The 19,079-nt window shown below is 66.4% G+C and carries 19 protein-coding genes; 7 read left to right on the forward strand and 12 right to left on the reverse strand.

Features of this window, described 5'->3' with window-relative positions:
- Positions 1-33: 33 nt before the first annotated feature.
- Entirely contained in the window at positions 34-414 is a 381-nt protein-coding gene (locus P5W99_RS33340) for a hypothetical protein (protein WP_434665526.1), read from the forward strand.
- 150 nt (positions 415-564) lie between these two features.
- Here P5W99_RS33340 and P5W99_RS33345 read toward each other — a convergent pair whose 3' ends face one another.
- From P5W99_RS33345 to P5W99_RS33380, 8 genes are all read right to left on the reverse strand, one after another.
- Positions 565-2,169, reverse strand: a complete 1,605-nt coding sequence (locus tag P5W99_RS33345; RefSeq protein WP_421028113.1) for a FadD3 family acyl-CoA ligase — start codon at positions 2,167-2,169, stop codon at positions 565-567.
- Positions 2,170-2,279: 110 nt separating this feature from the next.
- On the reverse strand, positions 2,280-3,362 hold the full coding sequence (locus P5W99_RS33350) for a 2Fe-2S iron-sulfur cluster-binding protein (protein WP_421028114.1): 1,083 nt from the start codon (positions 3,360-3,362) through the stop codon (positions 2,280-2,282).
- 11 nt (positions 3,363-3,373) lie between these two features.
- Positions 3,374-4,138 carry an SDR family oxidoreductase gene (locus tag P5W99_RS33355; RefSeq protein WP_434665529.1) on the reverse strand — a complete coding sequence of 255 codons (765 nt, stop codon included), beginning with the start codon at positions 4,136-4,138 and terminating at the stop codon, positions 3,374-3,376.
- 16 nt (positions 4,139-4,154) lie between these two features.
- Positions 4,155-5,924: an FAD-binding protein gene (locus P5W99_RS33360; protein WP_434665531.1), complete on the reverse strand. Its 1,770-nt coding sequence runs from the start codon at positions 5,922-5,924 to the stop codon at positions 4,155-4,157.
- A 20-nt stretch (positions 5,925-5,944) separates the two neighbouring features.
- On the reverse strand, positions 5,945-6,481 hold the full coding sequence (locus P5W99_RS33365; RefSeq protein ID WP_421028117.1) for a flavin reductase family protein: 537 nt from the start codon (positions 6,479-6,481) through the stop codon (positions 5,945-5,947).
- Positions 6,478-8,232: an FAD-dependent oxidoreductase gene (locus P5W99_RS33370; RefSeq protein ID WP_434665534.1), complete on the reverse strand. Its 1,755-nt coding sequence runs from the start codon at positions 8,230-8,232 to the stop codon at positions 6,478-6,480. Before P5W99_RS33370 ends, P5W99_RS33365 begins: the two co-directional genes overlap by 4 nt.
- A 10-nt stretch (positions 8,233-8,242) precedes the next feature.
- Positions 8,243-9,436, reverse strand: coding sequence for an acyl-CoA dehydrogenase family protein (locus tag P5W99_RS33375; RefSeq protein ID WP_434665537.1), 1,194 nt, complete (start codon positions 9,434-9,436; stop codon positions 8,243-8,245).
- Positions 9,437-9,601: 165 nt separating this feature from the next.
- Positions 9,602-10,741, reverse strand: coding sequence for an LLM class flavin-dependent oxidoreductase (locus P5W99_RS33380; protein ID WP_421028120.1), 1,140 nt, complete (start codon positions 10,739-10,741; stop codon positions 9,602-9,604).
- A gap of 238 nt (positions 10,742-10,979) precedes the next feature.
- Between P5W99_RS33380 and P5W99_RS33385 the strand changes: the two genes are divergently transcribed.
- Positions 10,980-11,330, forward strand: coding sequence for a VOC family protein (locus P5W99_RS33385; protein ID WP_175195135.1), 351 nt, complete (start codon positions 10,980-10,982; stop codon positions 11,328-11,330).
- Between the two features lie 105 nt (positions 11,331-11,435).
- Here the strand turns inward: P5W99_RS33385 and P5W99_RS33390 are convergent, their stop codons facing one another.
- Positions 11,436-12,611 (reverse strand): helix-turn-helix transcriptional regulator, encoded by a 1,176-nt coding sequence (locus P5W99_RS33390; RefSeq protein WP_421028121.1) that lies wholly within the window; start codon positions 12,609-12,611, stop codon positions 11,436-11,438.
- 320 nt (positions 12,612-12,931) lie between these two features.
- Between P5W99_RS33390 and P5W99_RS33395 the strand changes: the two genes are divergently transcribed.
- From P5W99_RS33395 to P5W99_RS33410, 4 genes are read left to right on the forward strand one after another with little or no spacing between them, the layout of a single operon-like run.
- The gene (locus tag P5W99_RS33395; protein WP_434665541.1) at positions 12,932-13,879 is read left to right on the forward strand and encodes an alpha/beta hydrolase; all 948 of its coding nucleotides are present in this window, start codon (positions 12,932-12,934) and stop codon (positions 13,877-13,879) included.
- Between the two features lie 42 nt (positions 13,880-13,921).
- A complete protein-coding gene (locus tag P5W99_RS33400; protein WP_434665544.1) occupies positions 13,922-14,791 on the forward strand; it encodes an enoyl-CoA hydratase-related protein in 870 nt (289 codons plus the stop codon).
- Positions 14,788-15,957, forward strand: coding sequence for a bifunctional 3,4-dihydroxy-2-butanone-4-phosphate synthase/GTP cyclohydrolase II (ribBA, locus tag P5W99_RS33405; RefSeq protein ID WP_434665547.1), 1,170 nt, complete (start codon positions 14,788-14,790; stop codon positions 15,955-15,957). Before P5W99_RS33400 ends, ribBA begins: the two co-directional genes overlap by 4 nt.
- 52 nt (positions 15,958-16,009) lie before the next feature.
- Positions 16,010-16,867 (forward strand): SDR family NAD(P)-dependent oxidoreductase, encoded by an 858-nt coding sequence (locus tag P5W99_RS33410; RefSeq protein ID WP_421028125.1) that lies wholly within the window; start codon positions 16,010-16,012, stop codon positions 16,865-16,867.
- Positions 16,868-16,888: 21 nt separating this feature from the next.
- Here the strand turns inward: P5W99_RS33410 and P5W99_RS33415 are convergent, their stop codons facing one another.
- The 3 genes from P5W99_RS33415 to P5W99_RS33425 form a co-directional block, all read right to left on the reverse strand.
- Positions 16,889-17,242: a hypothetical protein gene (locus tag P5W99_RS33415; RefSeq protein ID WP_421028126.1), complete on the reverse strand. Its 354-nt coding sequence runs from the start codon at positions 17,240-17,242 to the stop codon at positions 16,889-16,891.
- Positions 17,221-17,370, reverse strand: coding sequence for a hypothetical protein (locus P5W99_RS33420; RefSeq protein WP_421028127.1), 150 nt, complete (start codon positions 17,368-17,370; stop codon positions 17,221-17,223). Before P5W99_RS33420 ends, P5W99_RS33415 begins: the two co-directional genes overlap by 22 nt.
- A 111-nt stretch (positions 17,371-17,481) precedes the next feature.
- Positions 17,482-17,604: a hypothetical protein gene (locus P5W99_RS33425; RefSeq protein ID WP_421028128.1), complete on the reverse strand. Its 123-nt coding sequence runs from the start codon at positions 17,602-17,604 to the stop codon at positions 17,482-17,484.
- A gap of 142 nt (positions 17,605-17,746) precedes the next feature.
- Between P5W99_RS33425 and P5W99_RS33430 the strand changes: the two genes are divergently transcribed.
- A complete protein-coding gene (locus P5W99_RS33430) occupies positions 17,747-18,490 on the forward strand; it encodes a GntR family transcriptional regulator (protein ID WP_421028129.1) in 744 nt (247 codons plus the stop codon).
- The last annotated feature ends 589 nt before the right edge of the window (positions 18,491-19,079 follow it).

The following is a 19,079-nucleotide window of genomic DNA, read 5'->3' on the forward strand; positions in this document are numbered from 1 at the left end:
CCTAGATCTGAACACAGACGGGGTGCTAATTCAATGACGCAAGCGACTAGTGGGCGCTATGTGTATGAATTGCATGCCCACTATCAGCACGCACAGGCGGCAAGGCCCGTTGTTGCAAACTTCGATTTTATGTACATGGCGATAGCAACGCGCGACGTGCAGACGTACACCAAGGCCGAGGGAAGCGCGGCGAAACCCACCCGCATCGTCCCGCAATGGGAGCGCTGCGTGATTGATGGCCCATCGTGCAACGGGCATCCAAAACAGGCACACGTGCTCTGCAAAAGCGGCGTCGTGTACGTCAATGAACCGGACTGGAAGGCATTTTCCCTAATCCCTCGGGAGAACCTGCCGGGCGCTATCGCCATGAGGTCCATGAACCTCTGCGCGCCCGGCAATTTTCCGGACAACTGAGGCAACCAATTGCGACGACGAAAGCACCGTGAATGACCCAACGCCACAAAGTTGAACAGACCCTAGTAGTAACCCCAAGGCCTGAATCCTGCATTTCACAGGACTCAGGCCTTTCAGTTTGAGCCTGAGGTGTTCATGGCCCAAACCGCCCTAAGCCGCCACCCCTTCCCGCAATCGATACTTCAGCACCTTCCCCGCCGCGCTCACGGGCAGCGCTTCAACAATCTCGATGCGCCGAGGCACCTTGTAGTTCGCCATATTCCCGCGCGCCCATTCGGTCAGCGATACCGCATCCGCCCGAGCACCCGCGCGCAGCACGACATACGCATGCCCCACCTCCCCCAGTCGCTCATCGGGCATGCCCACCACGGCAATCTGCGCAACCGCCTCGTGCGCCGCGAACAACCGCTCGATTTCCGCCGGATAGCAATTGAAGCCGCCCACGATGAACATGTCCTTGATGCGGTCCGTCACGCGCAGATAACCGCGCTCATCAAGCGAACCAAGATCGCCCGTGTGCAGCCATCCCTGCGCATCGACCGCTTGCGACGTGGCCGCCGCATCGTTCAGATAGCCGCGCATCACGTTGTAGCCGCGCACCCACACTTCGCCGGTCTCGCCGGCCGCGAGCGGTTCTCCATCCGCGCCTGCAATGCGCAACTCCATGCCCGGCATCGCGCGGCCCGAAGTTTGCGCCACGGTTACGGCGTCGTCGCCGTGTCGGCACAATGTGGCGAAGCCGCACGACTCCGTAAGGCCGTAGCCCGTGAGCACGGTCTCGAAGTTCAACTCCGCGCGCATGCGCTCGACGAGGCTGGGCGCGATCGCAGCTGCGCCCGTCACCGCCACGCGCAGCGAAGATAGATCGAGTCCTGCGAGACCCGGCGTTTCGAGCAGCGCGTGATAGAGCGTGGGCGGCCCGGGCAGCACGGAAATGCGCTCGCGCACGACCCTCGCGAGCACCGCCTTCGGATCGAACACGAGATGCGGCAGCACGGTCGCGCCGCTCGTGAGCGCCGCGAGCCAGCCCGCCTTGTAGCCGAATGCGTGAAAGAACGGGCTCACGATCAGATAGCGGTCGCCCTCACGCAACGTCGCGATCTCGGCCCATCCGTACGCCGCCCGCACGTTCTGGCCATGTGCGGTCATCACGCCCTTCGGGCGGCCCGTGGTGCCCGAGGTGAACATCACGTCCATCAGCGTGTCCGGACCCACTTGCGCTTCGCGTGCGCGAAATACTTCGAGCGGCGTTCGCGAGGCACGCGCGAGAAACCGCTGCCAGCTTTCGTCGCGGCCATCGGCATGCAATACGTCGCCGAACACGACTACGCGCTCGAGCGTAGCGGGCCGGTGCGGCGCGAGCATCGCCGGATAGTCCTCGCCAAGGAACGCTCCGCAGCTGAACAGCACGCGCGCGCCACTGTCCGCGAGAATCGCGCTTGCTTCAAGGCCCTTCATGCGCGTGTTCACGGGCACAAGCGCCGCGCCCACGCTCTGAATCGCGAGTGCGGCAACGATCCATTCGGCCAGATTGGGCGCCCAGACGGCAACGCGTTCGCCTGGTTCGATGCCGCAGGCCATCAGCGCGCGCGCCGCCTCGATGCGCGCGGCGTCGAGCTGGGCATAGCTCAGGCTGATTTCAGATGTTTCGACCGCAATGCGCGCGCCGTAGCGTGCCGCGCCGCGTGCGATCAGCGCGGGGGTCGTCAAGGGTTCGTGGAGCGTCGTCGGGTTGGGCGTCGGGTTGAGCGTCATCTAAGGACTCCGGAAATACTTGCGCCGCCGCTGCGTGCGTCCACGACGGCACGCGTTGCGGCAGCGCTCAGGGTCAGGCACCTCGCATGCACGGCGTGCACGCGCGGCGCTTAATCGGGAAAGACGATGCGCAGCTCGGCGCTCGCCGGCGTCGCGCTGCACGCGAGCGTCCAGCCAGCAGCGCGCTCCTCGTCGTCGAGCACGCCGTTCTCGGCCAGCGTTACGCTGCCCGCCTCCACGCGGCACATGCACGCGCCGCACAAGCCGCTGCGGCACGAACTGGGCGGCGAGAGACCCGCGCGCTCCATCGCGTCGAGCAGCGTCTCGTTGGGCTCGCAAGTGAATTGCGCGCTGGCGCCGTCGAGTTGCGTTACGATGCGCGCGGTTTGCGGGGCGCTTTCGGCCCCGCCTTTCGTAGCATCACGTTCGACGCTTTGCGCCGGCGGCTGGACGCGCGCGGACGGTTCCGTCTGCGCGGGCCGGTCCGGCAGCGAAGCAAAGCGCTCGACATGAATCTTCGCGCGCGGCAGCCCGAGTGCGAGCATCGCGGCCAGTGCGCTTTCCATGAAAAGCGCCGGGCCGCAAATAAAGCATTCCTGACGACTCCACGGCCGCGCCAGTTCCTCCAGGTGGCGCTGTTGCGGCACGCCCTGCACGCTGTCGAGCCAGTGAATCACGCGCAGCCTGCCGGGATGCCGTTGCGCGAGCTCGCGCAGCGCCGCGCCGAATATCACCACGGATTCGTCGCGGTTCGCATAGATCAGCGTGAGCATGCCGCGCCCGCCCACCAGCGCCGCCTTGAGAATCGAGAGCACCGGCGTGATGCCGCTGCCGCCCGCGAACAGCAGCAGGTCGTCGTCGAGCGAGCGCGGTGTGAAGACACCCGCGGGCGCCATCACGTCGAGTTCGTCGCCGGGGCGCACGCTGTCGCACAGCCAGTTGGAGGCACGGCCCTCGCGCACGCGCTTGACGGTGATCTTCGGGGCCGTATCCACGCCTGGTGCGCTCGACAGCGAGTAGCAGCGCTGCAACGGCGCCTGCTCGCCCGGCAGGCGCAGCGTCAGGAACTGCCCGGGCCGGTATGCGAATGCGTCGGCCAGCGCCACGGGCAGTTCGAACACGAACGAGCGCGCATCGGCGCTTTCGGCTATCACGTCGGCTACCCGCAGCCGATGAAAACGCGCTTCGGTCATGATGGATTACCTCAGGCAACGCCCATGATCATCTGCGCATTGTCGATGCGGTACTCGCTGCCGTTGATGAAGCGCGATTCATCGGAGGCGAGGAACAGCACGAGTTGCGCGATGTCTTCGGGCAGGCACATGCGCGCGCGCGGGTCGACCGATTCGGTGATCTGCGGGCGCCCCGCTTCTGCCGAGCCGAAGAACGGCTCGGTCATGGGCGTGAGAATGCCGTCCGGGTGAATGGTATTCGCGCGAATCTTGTACCCCTGCTGCTTGCAGTGCGCGGCGATCGAGCGCGTCATGGCCGTGACCGCGCCCTTACTCGCCGAGTAAGCGCAGAACGCGCCCAGACCGCCCAGCGCCGCCACCGAAGACATATTGACGATCGAGCCGCCCTTCTCCTTCATCGCACGCACCGCGGCCTGGCAGCCAAGGAAGTAGCCTTCCGCGTTGATGCGCAGCACGCGCTGCCATTGTTCGAGCGTGGCATCTTCGATGCTGCCGAGTTGCAGGATGGCCGCATTGTTCACGAGCACGTTGGGCGCCCCGAACTGCTTTTGCGCAGCGCCGAACACGTCGTTCCAGCCCGATTCCGAGGCGATGTCGTGGCGCACGAACAGCGCCGCATCGCCGATCTGCGCGGCCACGGCGCGGCCCGCTTCCTCGTTCACGTCGGTGAGCACGACACGCGCGCCTTCGGCGGCGAACAGCAGCGCGTCGCACTTGCCCACGCCACTAGCGGCGCCCGTGATTACGGCGATCTTGCCTGTGAGTCTGTCTCCCATCTTCGTTCTCTCTTCGTCAGTGTGTCAGTGGATAAAGCGGAATGACTTTCGCGTTTGCCGTGTTAATTGTGGATGCGGTACGTTCGGCATCCTGATCATTGAGTATCCGCTCGTGCGCGGCCTGTGTTTGGCGCGCTGCCGCGCGCCCCGCCTGGCGGCCCGACCAGATGCAGTCCGCGAGCGAGAGGCCGCTCACGTAGTGATTCGAAGCGAGGCCGCGCGCGGCGCGCCCCACTGCGTAAAGCCCTTCGACGACGCCGCCTTCGGCGCGCAGCACGGCGTTGGTGGTTTCGTCCACGCGCAGGCCACCCAGCGTGATCGCGGGGCACGCAAACGTGCGGCTCCCCGCCGATATGTCGAGCGCATAGAACGGCGCTTGATCGAGCGGCGCGAGCATCGCGGCGGATTTGCCGAAGGCCGCATCGCGTCCTTCCCGCGCGGCGGCGCGATACGCGGCCAGCGAGCGTTCGAGCGTGGCGGCGTCGGCGCCGATCTGCTCGGCTAGCTGCGCAACGGTAGCCGCGCGCTTGCGTCCGCCCAGCATGAGCATCAGCGCGGGCACGCTCTGGAACGCCCACAAGCGGCCACGCACGCACTCGCGCAAGGCCTCGCGCACGAGCGCGGCGTCGAGGATCAGCCAGGCGCGTCCGTCGCGCGTCTCGCACATTTCATGGCCAAGCTTTGCACCGTAGACCTCTTCGTTGCAGAAGCGCTCGCCGCGCGCGTCCACCACGCAGCCGCGCGCCCACGCGAACGGCGGGTTGATGAAGCGCCACGCGGAGACGCGCTCCATGCCGTCCGCGATGCCGCCCGCCGAAAGACCCAGGCGAATGCCCGAGCCGTCACAGCCAGTGGTGCCGAGACGCCAGGTGGAGAGATAGCGCGGCGCGTGCTGCGCGACCATTTCGCGGTTGAAAATGAAGCCGCCCGTGGCGAGCACCACTGCGTCGGCACGGATATCGAGCGCACGGCTCGCGCGCAGTTCCAGCCGAAGCAATGCTGCGCGCAGGCGGTCGGCCAGCGCGGGCAGGCCGTTGTGCAACTTGTCGGCCCAGCGGGCGAGGCGCGCGTGCTGGCGCTGCGCGCGGCCCGGCTCCACGCGCCAGACCTGCGCGCCGATCACCTTGCCCGTTGTATCGACGATGAGCCTGCGCACGCCCGCTTGGCGCACGATCTCGACATTGGGCTCGGCCTGCACGGCGCGGCGCAGCGTGTCGAACAGCACGCGCCCCGACATGCCGCGCCCCTTCGTGCGATGCCCGCGCGGCGCGGGCGGCACGACGGGCGCGTCGCCCACGGCCTCATTGCCCGAGTAATAGAGAAACGCGCGCTCGGGCGGATAGGACGTTTTGCGCGCGGGCATTGTCGAGCCGAAGCGCACGCCCTGGCGTTCGAGCCACGCGAGCTGCGCAACGCTGCCGTTGCAAAAGCGTTCGAGCGCGTCCGGCGAAACCGCGTCGCCCACCTCGCCTTGCAGGTAGGCGGCCATCGCCTCGGGCGTGTCCGCATAGCCGGCCTCGCGCTGGTAGGTCGTGCCGCCGCCCGCATAGACCACGCCGCCGCTCTTTGCGCTAGCGCCGCCGCCCTCGAAGCGCTCGACGATGCGCACGCGCGCGCCGGCCTGCGCCGCCTCCAGCGCGGCGCACGCGCCCGCCGCGCCAAAACCGGCAATCAGCACGCCGCAAGCGTCGTCCCAGCGGTGCGCCGCTGCATCGGCGACGACGAGCGGAGGCTCCACGGGCGTCGCGCTCGCGCCTGCGTGGGCGTGCGTGTTCGCGTCGTTCATGGCGTGGGCAGCGCGCGCGTTCATACGGTGGCGCAACGTGCGAGCGCGGCGGAAGCCGCCGCCGTGGTGGCCGTGGTGTAAGCGCCATCCACGTACACAAGCGGATCGATATCGCCGCTCAGCTTCACTTCGAGCAGCCGGCCGATGAACACCGTATGCGTGCCGTAGTCGAAGCGGCCGTCCTGGCGACACACGAGATTGGCCTGCGCGCCGTGCAGATAAGGCACGCCATCGGCGGAACGCTGCCAGTCGCCGGTGGAGAAGCGCTCCTCGCCTTTCAGGCGCCCGCTGCAATCGATGGCGATGCCCTGCTGCTGCGCCGCCAGCAGGTTCACGCAGAAGTCCGCACCCGCCGCGAGCGGCGGATAAATCGACGAAGCGCGGTTGATGCAGACGAGCAGCGAAGGCGGCTCGGTCGACAGCGAATCCACTGCCGTGGCCGACATCGAATAGCGGCGCTCCACGTCACAGCAGCTGATGACGGTGACCGAACGCGCGAGGCGGCGCATCGCTTGCAGCATGTCCGCGCGCAGCGGTTCCAGGGAAAGTTCGCTCATTGTGTGACTCCACGAAGCTCGTCTTGGTGGTCGTTTGATACGTATACCGAATTTTTTGGATCGGCGAGGTCATTGGCGGCGCGGTAGCCGAAGGTCATCGCTGGCCCGAGCGTCGATCCCGCGCCGGGATAGCTCGCGCCCATCATCGAGGCGCTCGTGTTGCCGATGGCATAGAGGCCCGCGATGGCGCTGCCATCGGCGCGCAGCACGCGCGCGTCGGCGTCGGTGAGCAGGCCGCCCTTCGTGCCGATGTCGCCCGCATCGATGCGCACCGCGTAGAACGGCGCTTCGCCGATCGGCGCGAGGCACTGGTTCGGCTGCACCGACGGGTCGCCATAGTAGGTATCGAACACATTGCCGCCCTTGCCGAATTCCTCGTCCACGCCGCTTGCCGCGTAACCGTTCATGCGCACGACGGTCTCGCGCAGGCCGGCCGCATCCACGCCGATTTGCGCGGCCAGCGCATCGAGCGAATCCGCGCGCTGCAGAATCGAGCGAAACGCGGCGGGAATGCGCGAGTCCGGCATCATCGATGCGGGCATGATCGGGCCGCACGGGTAGTGCTTGCGAAAGCGCGCGTCGAAGATCATCCACGCGGGCACGCTCGCGCCCGTTGCCGCGTGATCGCGGTACATCGCGGGCACGAACTCCGAGTACGGGGCGGCCTCGTTGACGAAGCGCCGCCCGAGCGCGTTGACGATCACGCAGCCGGGCAGGTTGCGCTCCACGAACAGCGCACGCTGCTTTTCCTCGCCTTCCACGCGCACCGTGGGTGCGCCCCAAACGTGTTCCATGAGCGCGAGCGCGCCACCCGCCTGTTCGCCTGCCACGATGGCATCGCCGGTGTTGTACGGCGGCGTTGCGCTCCATTGCGTCTCAGTGGGCTGCGGCAGATAGCGCTCGCGCATCGCCTGATTGCGCTCGAAGCCGCCCGCCGCGAGAATCACGCCGCGCCGCGCAAGCAGGCGCACCGTCTTGCCCCGGTGCTCGGCCACCACGCCCGTAATGCGGCCGTTCTCCTCGATCAACTCGCGCATGGGCGTGGAAAGCCACAGCGGCACCTTGCGTTCGAGCAGCGCGTAACGCAGGCCGCCCACGAGCGCATTACCGAGCGTGAGCCGCCGGTCGCGCCGCGAGCGCAGTCGCGCGCCGATATCGAACCAGTAGCGCCCGAATTCGCGCAGCGCGAGCGTGACAAAGCCGCGCTCCTTCGCGAGCAGCGTATGCGCCTCTTTGGAGGTCACTGCCACGCGGCCGCCGATCAGCGTGCCGGGCGAAGGCGGACGCAGCCGCGCGAGTTCGGCACCCAGACGCCCGCCGTCGAACGGCAGCGGATCGAGCGCGCGATAACCGGGCATCGCGCCGGGCTGGCTCTGGAAGTAGTCGGCATAGCGCGAAAGCGACTGGTAGCGCACAGGCGTGCGCGCCTCCAGATAGCGCAGCATCTCGGGCGCAGTGTCGAGATAGGCGTCGAGACGCCCGTTGGTTGCCGCGCCTTGCGTGCAGGCTTCCATATAGATGCGGGCGGCCTCGCGCGTATCCATGCCGCCTTCCTCAGCGATATGGTGATTGCACGGCACCCAGATGCCGCCGCCCGACACCGCGGACGTGCCGCCGTAATGCGGGCTCTTTTCGAGCACCAGCACCGAGAGGCCGAGATCGGCGGCGCGGCACGCGGCGAGCATGCCGCCCGCGCCTGAACCGACGATCAGCACATCGAACGTTTCAGTTTCCGTGGACCGATCGTTCATGAGCGCCGCCTCAGATAAAAAAGTCGGTGTTGGTGCGACCGAGCATCACCGCGCCGAGGTTTTGGCCGAAGCGGTCGAGATTGTTGGCGTAGTGCGCGCGCGCCGCGTGCAGGTCGAGAAAGCGCCGCACGAGCGGGTTGCGCCGATAAATGCCGTTGCCGCCCGCGTAGCGCAGCAGCGCATTGGCCGCCTGCGCGCAGCGCTCTGCCACCTGCGCCGACTGATAGCGGAAATGCACGCGCCGCTCGATCGATACTTCGGGGCCACCCTGCACCCCAGCGAGCAGTTCATCGAAGTTGCGGCGCAACAGCACCTGCATTTCGTCGATGGCAACAGCCGCGTTCGCGCAGGCGCTTTGGGCGCCGGTGTCGTCGGCGGTCTTTGCGCCGCTATTGGCGCTCACGCGGTTGGTCGCGTAGGCGCGGAAGTCGTCGACTGCCCCTTGCAGCGCGCCGATGCACGCCGTGCAAACCGCGCGCACGAAGATCTGCGCGAACGGCAAACGGAACAGCGGCGCATCGTTCAACGCGAGACCCGGGCTCGTGCCCATCATGCCGTCCACGGCCTTGTGCGTGCGGTATTCAGGCACAAACACGTCGTTCACCACGATGTCGTGGCTGCCCGTCGCGCGCAGGCCCAACACGTCCCAGTCGCGCTCGATCGTGTAGTCGGACTTCGGCAGCAGGAAGGTGCGGTATTCGGGCGGCCCGCCCGCGCGCGCCGGCGGCACGAGCGCGCCGAGGAACACCCACTCGCACAGTTCGCTGCCGCTGGAGAATTTCCAGTGGCCCGAGAGCCGGAAGCCCCCTTCCACCGGCGTGACCTTGCCTACCGGCATATACGTGGAAGCAATGAGCGTGGCCGGGTCCTTGCCCCAGACATCCTGCTGCGCGCGCTCGTCGAACAGCGCGAGTTGCCAGTTGTGCACGCCCACCACGCCGTACACCCAGGCCGTGGACATGCAGCCACGCGCGAGCGCCATCTGGATTTCGAAGAACGTTTGCGGCTCCAGTTCATAGCCGCCGTAGCGCTTCGGCTGGAGCACCTTGAAGAAGCCCGCCGCCTGCATGTCGGCAATGGTCTGCGCCGGGATGCGGCCCGCGGCCTCCGCCGCGTCGCCGCGCTCGGCCAGCACGGGGGCGAGCGCGTGGGCGCGTGCGATCAGTTCGGCCGCAAGGGCATTCGATTCGTGGTCTCGGTGCACCGCTGTCTCCTATGTCTTCTTCGGTGGCGCCGTGCGCCACGGTGGTTCGTCGTCGATTCGATCTGCTGGGGCGCCCGAGCCCGGCTGGCCGCTTTTCAGTCGCGGCTTGTCGCAACTTGCATCGCGACCTGCGCCAGGCCGGGCGCGTGTGCGCTTGCGCCTGGATCAGGCGGCGGCGCGCGCCTTGACGCGGCTGAAGTACGGAATCACGTGCTCGCCGATATTGCGGATCGATTCCATCGAAGCTTCATGCGGCACCGTGCCCATCTGGACGAGGAACAGCACTTCGTCCACGCCCGCTTCCATCAGGCGTCCTACGTAGCCGATGCAATCGTCCACCGTGCCGTACGCGTGGTTGGGGTTCATCATCGAGAGCGCCGGGTCGCTGAAGTCCACCACCACTTCTTCCGAAGCGAAGCGCGAGCGGATCACCATCTGGCCGCTATCGGCTTGCACGAGGTCGTCGCCCCACTTCGACGGGTCCGGACGCTCGCCGCCCGTGTACCAGTACGCGAGCGACTCCATGAAATAGCGCTGGCCGCGAATGCCGATCTTGCGGGCCTGCTGGCCGTCGCCCATCACGATAGCCGGGCACAGCGCGGCGAGGTGTTCGGTCGGGCGGAAGCCCACCTGCTCCTCGGCCTTGCGCGTGCTGTATGCCTGGCGATAGAGCGCGTTCTTCTTCGCCACTTCGTCGGGGCCGCCGAAGCCGAGCACGAGCGCGCCAAGACCGCGCTGGCCAGCGCGCGTCAGGGCGTCGCTGTTGGTGCAGGCCATGTACATGGGCGGATGCGGATCCTGATACGGCTTCGGGTGAATCGGACGCTTAGGAATCTTGATGTATTTGCCGTCGTGCTCGATCTCGTCCTGCACGAACATCTTGGGCACGAGATACATCGACTCGTCGATCATCGGCTGCAACTCGCCCAGGTCATAGCCGAATGCGCCCGCTTCCTGCTGGCTGCCGCCCTTGCCCACGCCGAAGTGCACGCGGCCCTGCGAAAGAATGTCGAGCAGCGCAACGCGCTCGGCCACCTTGATCGGGTGATTCATCGCGGGGGGCAGGCAGACGACGCCATGGCCGAGACCGATGCGCGTGGTGCGGCCCGCGAGATAGGCGAGGAACGTTTCCGGCGCGCTCATGTGCGCATAGTTGGTGAGCGAGGTGTGCTCGACGCACCAGACGGTATCGAAGCCCATCTGCTCGGCGAGCAGTGCCTGCTCGACGGTCTCCTTGAAGATGCGGTGGTCGCCTTCGCGGGAGGCATCGGTCGTCTGGGCTTCGTAAATCAGGGAAAACTTCATCGCAGCTGTCTCCTTGTTTGTCGGACGGGGGCGGCGGGTGCCGCGCTGCCGCCGCAGGTGTGATCGTGACGGTCCACGAGATGAAGTTTCTGTGCGCCGGGCAAGCGATGCATCGTCTGTTTGGATTAGCGAAGGTTTAGGCACACCTCTAGTCCAATCGGACATGGCGCGCGCCCATACGCGCGCTAGCATCCCCACATGGCACAGCCGCGCCAGACCAACTCAAGGGGAAAATGCAATGAAGGCTTCGATGATGCTGTACCCGGTGGACGCGATCGAGACGGCGCTGCCGTTCTTCGTCGACGGGCTTGGACTCACGGTGAAAATGCGCGACGGCGAGCGGTATTGCGCGCTGGAGGGCGGTCCGCTCACGATCGCGCTGGTAGCCGGCGACGAGCGCATTGTCGAGCGTCCTGCTCTAACGTTTCGGATTGCAGAGGATGACGATCTCTATGCGGCCATGGAGCGCGTAGTGGCCACGGGCGCCAGCGTGCGGGCGCCCGTGCAGCAGGGTCCGCACGAATTGCGCGCAGTACTGGAGGACCGCAACGGCGCGCTGCTCGTGCTCACGCAAAAGAACCGGCCGTGAAATGCAAAAGGGCAGCCTGCATGAGGCCGCCCTTTACTTTACCAACGATAGACAACATCAGGCGCTTTGACGTACGAGGAAAGCGCCACAAAGCGCGCGCGCCCTTCAACCCAGCGGCACCACGCTGCCAAGCAGAATGCGCACGAGCGTCGCCTGCCGCGTCACGCCCGTCTTCGAGAAAATCGAGCGTAGATGGGCGCGCGCCGTGTTCTTGCTGATGCCCAGTTCTTCTGCTGCCTCTTCCAGCGTAGGGCCATTGGTCAGCAGCAGCGCGAGCGAGGTCTCGGCAGGCGTGAGATCGAACAGCTTGCGCACGATTTCCTGCGAGCGCTGCGACTTGCGGTCCGGATCGCGCAGGAACAGCACGGTGGCGGGCCGGCGGCGATTGTCCTCCGACCACTCCGAAAGCGGCACGGTGCGCACCAGCACGCCGAGCTTCGGCCGGTCGCCGCTGCGCGTCACGGGCATGGCCTCCACCAGCGGACCGGCGGTGCCGAAGTGGCCCATCATCGCGTGGCGGATCAGCCGCTGCAGCGTGCGGTTCTCCTGGCTGTCCATGGCCTCGACGGCCCCCTTCGAAATGCGCAGGCCGTCGCTTTCCGCGAGGATTTCATCGGCGACGCTATTGGTGTTCATGATCGCCCCGCTCTCGTCGAGCGTGACCATGCCCACCAGCATGCGGTCGATGGCGCTCGCATAGAGCGTGCGCTCCGACTCCACCACGTCCAGACGCGAATGCAGCTCCACCGCGCGGCGCAGATGCGGCAGCAGCAGCGCGCAAAACGCCTTGTCGCGCGCCGTGAACTGCGTGCCGGCGTGCTTGCGGCATACGCGGAAACGGCACTCCACGCCCGACTCGGTGCGCAGGTCGGCGCCCATGATATAGCGCACGTCACTGGGCTTCAGGAATTGCTTGTACAGCTCGCTCGAGAGCCAGCCGGTCTCGCCGAACACCTCGTCCACGGTCACGACACGGTCCGCCGGCAGGCCGACGAAGGGATCGAGCGAATAGTAATAGTCGTTATACGATGACTCATCGGGTATGCCGCTCTCCGATGCGTGCACCATCAGCCCGCGCCGGTCGCTCGAAGGCGAGCGCAGGATCAGCGTGGCATAGGCTGCGTCCAGATGCTGGCGCACCAGTTCGAGCGCCCCGGACCATGGCACCGTTTCCAGCGGCCCCTGGTACACGCGCGCCATCAGCGCGCTGAATTGCGAAAGGTCGACGCCAGCCATGACACCGGCGTCCTGGCCCTCTTCCGGGGCCCATCTTGTCTCCATCAACACAGTCTCCGTCCTCCATGCCGCCCCTAGCGACGGCAAACTTTACGGGGCTGTCTCGCCGCTGCCATCGGGATATTCCCCTGGCTGGCGCGTTCGCCTTTTCATTTGTATTCATCCGCGTCCCCCAACTGCTTCGGGCTTTTTTTGGGGCGATCGTGCGGGCCGTGTGCCTGCATTGCGGATGTCCGGACATTACGCCGGTCACGGTCCACGCTCCTCGTCTAATCGGACGATGCAAGCGCTTCGCGCAAGCGCTCCAATGCGCTAAACGGCGCCAACAAGGCGCGCTTCGATGACGTTTTCAGGGAGACACCTTCATGGCGCTGGACCCACAGGCCGCCGCACTGCTCGCCACGCTCGCCGGCATGCCCGCCCCCGATTACAGCCGGCTCGACGCCGCCAGCTATCGCGCCGCCATTGCGGCGGGCGGCGCATCCAGCCTCGTCAACCAGGGCGACGCCATCGCTGCCGAAGAAGACCTGGCGCTGCCAGGCGCGGCCGGCCCGCTCGCCGCGCGGCTCTATCGTCCGATCCCTCAGCCCCATGAGGGCGGGAGAACCCTGCCGCTGCTCGTGTTCTTCCATGGCGGCGGCTTCGTCGCTTGCGGGATCGACACGCACGCCAATATTTGCCGCACGCTCGCGGCGCGCGCAAACGTGCTCGTGCTATCGGTCGATTACCGGCTCGCGCCGGAGGCGCGCTTTCCGGCCGCCGCACACGACGCGATCGCGGCGGTGCGCTGGGCAGCGGCCCACGCCGCGCAACTGGGCGCGATTCCGGGCGCGCTCGCGGTGGCCGGCGACAGCGCGGGCGGCAATCTGGCCGCCGTCTGCGCGCAGCAGCTGCACGGCGAAGTGGCGATCGCGCACCAGTTGCTGCTCTATCCGGTGGTCGACTGCGCACATGAGCATCCTTCATACGAAACGTATGGCAGCGGCTATTTCCTCGATGCGGGCCTCATGCGCTGGTTCAAAGATCAGTACTTCGAACCGCAAGCGGACCGCGCTTCGCCGCTCGCGAGTCCGCTGGGCGCGGAGCGCATCGAAGCCATTGCGCCCGCAACCATCGTGAGCGCCGAATGCGATCTCTTGCGCGATGAGAGCGAACGTTACGCCGCGCGGCTCGCACAGGCGGGCGTGCCCGTCACGCACGTGCGCTGGCCAGGCCAGATGCACGGCTTCGCCAGCATGGTCGGCGTGCTCGACGCCGCAAGCGCCGCGCTCGAACTGGGCGCCCGCGCCCTGCGCGCCGCGCTGCATCCCTGATACCTTCCTACACCTTTACGCACCTACGCGCGCGGACGCCTCATGACCGACACGATTCTCGCCACGCACGCCAACGGCGTAGCCACGCTCACCTTCAACCGGCCCGACGCACTCAACGCACTGAGCGAAGCGATGGCCGTCGAGCTGTGCACGCGGCTCGAGCGCCTCACCCAGGAGCCCGCCGTGAGGGCCATCGTGCTGACCGGCGCGGGCCGTGCATTCATGGCGGGCGGCGACGTGCACGCCATGCGCGCGGCGCTCGAACTCTCTGCCGCGCGCCGCGAGCGCACCATCGGCAAGCTCGTGCGTCATGCACAGCGCGCGGTCGAGCTGATCTCCCACTCGGCCAAGCCGGTAATGGCGAGCGTGAACGGCACCGCGGCCGGCTTCGGCCTTTCGTTGGTGGCCGCCTGCGATGTGGCGATTGCCGCCGCCGACGCCACCTTCACCTCGGCGTACAACCGCCTCGGCACCTCGCCCGATGGCGGCGCGACCTTCACGCTGCCGCGCCTGATGGGCGCGCGCACTGCCGCCGAATGGCTCTATTTGGACGAACGCTACAGCGCTGAAGATGCGCTGCGTGTCGGCCTCGTGAACTGGGTCGTGCCCGCCGCCGAGCTGGCCAAGGCCACCATTGAGCGCGCCGCTCGCCTCGCAGCGCTCTCGCCCGCCGCGTTCTCGCACACCAAGCATCTGATCTCCGATGCGCCGCGCCACACGCTGGGCGCGCAACTCGTGGCCGAGCAGCGCGCCTTCCTCGCCTGCGCCGCCCAAGGCGATTTCCGCGAAGGCACCCGCGCATTCACGGAGCGCCGCGCGCCCGTGTTCGGCGCGGCCGATCGCACCGCCCTTCACGCCACCCATCCAGGCAATCGCGTCAATAGCGCCAATCGCGAGGAGCAGACCGTATGAAACTGGCCGACACCCCCGCCATCGTCGAAGAACTGCGCGCAGGCCGCATGGTGATTCTCGTCGACGAAGAAGACCGCGAGAACGAAGGCGATCTCGTGATTGCCGCCGACTGCGTCACGCCCGAGGCCATCAACTTCATGGCGCGCCACGCGCGCGGCCTCGTCTGCCTCACGCTGAGCGCCGATCACGCGGCGCGCCTGCAACTGGGCCCGATGAGCGCGCACAACGGCACGCAATACGGCACGGCCTTCACAGTGAGCATCGAAGCAGCCGAAGGTGTAACCACGGGCATCAGCGCGGCCGATCGCGCGCATACGATCCGCACGGCCATCGCGCCGGGCGCGCGCGCCGAGCATCTCGCGCAACCGGGCCATGTATTTCCGATCGTCGCGCGCGAAGGCGGCGTGCTGGTGCGCGCGGGCCATACCGAAGCTGGCTGCGATCTCACTGCGCTCGCGGGCCTGACGCCGGCCGCCGTGATCTGCGAGGTGATGAACGACGACGGCACCATGGCGCGCCTGCCCGAGCTGATGACCTTTGCGCGCGAGCATGGCCTGAAGATCGGCACCATCGCCGATTTGATCCGCTATCGCAGCGAGCGCGAATCGCTGGTGGAGCGCGTGGCGTCGCGCACGCTCGCCACTGCCTGGGGGCCGTTCGAGGCGATCGAGTATCGTGACCGCGTGCGCGACGCGACGCATCTCGCGCTCGTGCGCGGCCAGCCCAGCGCGGACGCGCCCACGCTCGTGCGTGTGCAGGAACGCGCCGCGCTGCTCGATTTGTTCGATGAAGACCCGGATGCGCATGGACTTGCGCTGCATGGCGCGCTCACGCGCATCGCGCAGGCAGGGTGTGGCGTAGCCGTGCTGCTCGATTGTGCTTTGCGCACCGGCGCGGGTGAGGCGGCTCATGCGAACAGCGGCCACGGTGCTGAATCGGGCAATCGCCAGTACGGTATCGGGTCGCAGATTCTGCGCGATTTGGGTCTGTCTCGTCTTAACGTGCTTGCGACACCGCTCAAGTTGCCCGCGCTTTCGGGGCATGGGCTGGAGATCAGTGCGTTTATTCCGCTTGGGGACTTGCCGGATGTTTCTGCGGATGCAGTTGGCGCGATACGGGCTGCTGCGTTTGCTGCGTGCGATGCACGAAGGCTTGTTGACGCGTGAGCGCGGTTTGGTCGCGCTTTTTCGCTGATATAACTACCCGAAGGATTCCTTAATGCCCAACCCCTACATCGCCCTCGTCACCGGCGCCTCGCGCGGCGCAGGCAAAGGCATCGCGCTAGCACTAGGCGCTGCCGGCACAACAGTCTACGTAACGGGCCGCTCGCAGAACGATGGCGACGCGCCGCTACCCGGCACCATCCACGCCACCGCGGCAGAAATCACCCGCCTGGGCGGCCACGGCATCGCGCTAGCCTGCGACCACGCCGACGACAACCAGGTCGAAGCCATCTTCACGCGCATCCGCGACGAACAAGGCCGAATCGACGTGCTCGTCAACAACGCCACGGTCCTGCACGACGAGCTGATCCGCCCCGCACCGTTCTGGGAAAAACCGCTGGAATTGGTGAACATTCTGGACGTGGGCCTGCGCTCAGCCTACGTCGCAAGCTGGCACGCGGCACGCATGATGGCCGCGCAGCGCGACGGCCTGATCGCGTTCACCTCATCGTTCGGCGCGAGCTGCTACATGCATGGCGCGGCCTATGGGGCGCAAAAAGCCGGCGTGGACAAGTTCGCGAAAGACATGGCCGTGGATCTGCGCGCGTTCAACGTGGCGGCAGTGTCGATCTGGATGGGCATGCTCAAGACCGAGCGCACCGAACGCGTAATCGCCGCGCATCCCGAGCAGTACGCCGGCTTCAGCGAGCTTGCGGAAAGCCCGCAGTTCACGGGGCGGCTCGTCGACGCGCTCTATCGCGATCCGCACCGCACCGAAAAATCCGGACTCGTGCTCGTGGGCGCCGAACTCGCGCGCGAGTACGGCATCACCGATATCGACGGACGCCAGCCGCCCTCGCATCGCGAGCAGCTAGGCGGGCCGGTGCAGGCGCATCCGGCCATCGTAGCCTGACGCGATGCGCCCCGACGCGTCTTACCGCGCCCTGGTAAGCGCCACATCCAGCGCGCGCGAGAACCTGAGCGACGCGCAGCGCCTGCGCGCTTGCGCGTCGGCGTTCTGATGGTGGCAGTTCGTGCCGTCGACGACCACCAGCGCGTCGCCGGCTGCCTGCGTGGCGCGCATGGCGGGCAGTGGTGACAGCTCCGCCATCGCGAGCGAGGTGGCGTAATGCTCGCTTTCGTAGCCGAAGCTGCCGGCCATGTCGCAGCATGACGATTCGACGGGCGCAGCCGCAACGCCCGGGATCCAGCCAAGCAGCGTCCTTCTGCGCCCGTGAGCGGATCGCGCGTGATATTCCATGCCGATCAGCCGGGCACCGGCCGCCACGCGCGCTCGTGATAGCAGGGCGCGAAGCGGAGATTCTCGACATCGTCCATTTTCGGCGGATGAACGATGCGGTCCGGACTCGTGCGATTCGCGCGATAGAAGAGCGCCTTAATTTCGGCGAATGCCACGTTGATCCGTGGTCCGTACTGCCAGGCAACCCATCCGCCCCCGACACGGGCCTTCGCCGTGCTCGCCAAAAAAACGCGCCCTGTACCAAACATTTTGGATAACTTACAAAATCAGGTTTCGTGACCATCGGCCAGCATCGCGTCGATCGCGGCCACGTTGTGCGCCATGATGCCGTACCCGATCGAGCGCCAACATGCGGCGGTGCCGAAGCCGTACAGAATGAAATTTTGCATGCAAAATACTCAAATGCATGATTGAGCAGATGCAAGGTCAACTTGTCGGCGAACGCCCAAGGGAAACCCGGCAGCAAGGCTCAGCAATGCGCCGGCGGCCTCTCGGCTAGAATGGGGGCAAGTCGGACGATCGGGATCTCGTATGCAAAATCCAGACATTCCGGACGCGCAACTCGCGTCCGCCCCGCCTGGCGCGCCGGAGTTCGCGCTGCCGAAGCTCGCGCGTCAGCGCCTGCACGACACGGTGGTCGATCACCTGCGCGAATTCATCGTCGAAGGGCAGCTCGCGCCCGGCGTGAAACTCAATGAACGCAAGCTCTGCGAAGTGCTGGGCATTTCGCGCACGCCGCTGCGCGAAGCGCTCAAGGTGCTGGCCGCCGAAGGGCTCATCGAGATCTCGCCGAACCGCGGCGCAACGGTTGCACAGTTGAGCGAAGCGGAGATACGCGACATGTTCGAGCTCATGAGCGGGCTCGAGGCGTTCGCGGGCGAACTCGCGTGCGAGCGCATCAGCGATACGGAGCTTGCGCAAATCAAGGCGCTGCACGCCGCCATGCTGCTGAGCCGTGCGCAGAACGACCTGTCCGGCTATTACTCGCGCAATCATGCGATTCACGACCTCATCAACATCGCCGCGCGCAATGCAGCGCTCCGCCAAACTTACGTGACGCTGAACCGCCGTCTGCAAGCGCTGCGCTTTCGCTCCAACTTTCAGACCAGCAAGTGGGACGGCGCGATCCGCGACCACGAAGGCATGATTGCCGCGCTCGAAGCGCGCAACGGCCCCGCACTGGCGAAAATCCTGCGCGGCCACCTGCTTGCCAAGCGCGATGCCGTGCTGGCCGAGCGCACTCTCGGCGTCACGGGCGCTAAGCGCGAGGCGTGACGCCATAGCACTGTGGCGGGCATGCAGCGGACCGCGTTTGACCGCTGCACGCCCGCACGCGCGATTACATAATTTCCGCTGGAGCCTGTTGAATTCAATCGGGAAATGATACCTGCATAATTTACTTCGACATCCAAATCATTTACCTTATATGACACGTGTGGGCACCTTTCCGCGGCCATTCACGGAGATGCGAGTCATATCGAATGCGTCGCACGGTAGACGCGCTTAATCGATTGGCCTATACTCGCCTTCCTGTCACAAAGAACATGACTTCTTGCGTAACGTGATGTAACTGCGGCGATATACCTGAGGTAATACAGCCGCTGTGGTGCAACAACAAACTAGTTGCGAGCGCATCCATTTCGCCATATCAAGGGGGCCACCGGCCTCAGCGGCCCGGGTTTCCGCCCGCCGCATCCATACCGTTCTTACGGAACGATGCCCTGTCCCAGGCGCGCTCGCTACGGCGTCGTTGCGCTGCTGGGCTGAACATGACAATCAGACGAACGCATCGGCGCGTTCATTCGACTGCTGACCGCCTCTTGTTGCGGCCAGCAAGGACTGTTTCCGTCAGTTCAATCGCGGC

The sequence above is a fragment of the Paraburkholderia sp. A3BS-1L genome (assembly GCF_051125215.1).
Classification (GTDB): domain Bacteria; phylum Pseudomonadota; class Gammaproteobacteria; order Burkholderiales; family Burkholderiaceae; genus Paraburkholderia.

Excerpts from the sequence above, each read along its gene's own strand:
- ribBA (WP_434665547.1), top strand. The coding sequence starts at position 14,788 with ATGAAACTGGCCGACACCCCCGCCATCGTCGAAGAACTGCGCGCAGGC.
- P5W99_RS33385 (WP_175195135.1), top strand. The coding sequence starts at position 10,980 with ATGAAGGCTTCGATGATGCTGTACCCGGTGGACGCGATCGAGACGGCG.
- P5W99_RS33410 (WP_421028125.1), top strand. The coding sequence starts at position 16,010 with ATGCCCAACCCCTACATCGCCCTCGTCACCGGCGCCTCGCGCGGCGCA.
- P5W99_RS33340 (WP_434665526.1), top strand. The coding sequence starts at position 34 with ATGACGCAAGCGACTAGTGGGCGCTATGTGTATGAATTGCATGCCCAC.
- P5W99_RS33400 (WP_434665544.1), top strand. The coding sequence starts at position 13,922 with ATGACCGACACGATTCTCGCCACGCACGCCAACGGCGTAGCCACGCTC.
- P5W99_RS33355 (WP_434665529.1), bottom strand. The coding sequence starts at position 4,138 with ATGGGAGACAGACTCACAGGCAAGATCGCCGTAATCACGGGCGCCGCT.
- P5W99_RS33390 (WP_421028121.1), bottom strand. The coding sequence starts at position 12,611 with ATGGAGACAAGATGGGCCCCGGAAGAGGGCCAGGACGCCGGTGTCATG.
- P5W99_RS33350 (WP_421028114.1), bottom strand. The coding sequence starts at position 3,362 with ATGACCGAAGCGCGTTTTCATCGGCTGCGGGTAGCCGACGTGATAGCC.
- P5W99_RS33425 (WP_421028128.1), bottom strand. The coding sequence starts at position 17,604 with ATGCAAAATTTCATTCTGTACGGCTTCGGCACCGCCGCATGTTGGCGC.
- P5W99_RS33430 (WP_421028129.1), top strand. The coding sequence starts at position 17,747 with ATGCAAAATCCAGACATTCCGGACGCGCAACTCGCGTCCGCCCCGCCT.
- P5W99_RS33370 (WP_434665534.1), bottom strand. The coding sequence starts at position 8,232 with ATGAACGATCGGTCCACGGAAACTGAAACGTTCGATGTGCTGATCGTC.
- P5W99_RS33395 (WP_434665541.1), top strand. The coding sequence starts at position 12,932 with ATGGCGCTGGACCCACAGGCCGCCGCACTGCTCGCCACGCTCGCCGGC.
- P5W99_RS33365 (WP_421028117.1), bottom strand. The coding sequence starts at position 6,481 with ATGAGCGAACTTTCCCTGGAACCGCTGCGCGCGGACATGCTGCAAGCG.
- P5W99_RS33360 (WP_434665531.1), bottom strand. The coding sequence starts at position 5,924 with ATGAACGACGCGAACACGCACGCCCACGCAGGCGCGAGCGCGACGCCC.
- P5W99_RS33380 (WP_421028120.1), bottom strand. The coding sequence starts at position 10,741 with ATGAAGTTTTCCCTGATTTACGAAGCCCAGACGACCGATGCCTCCCGC.
- P5W99_RS33345 (WP_421028113.1), bottom strand. The coding sequence starts at position 2,169 with ATGACGCTCAACCCGACGCCCAACCCGACGACGCTCCACGAACCCTTG.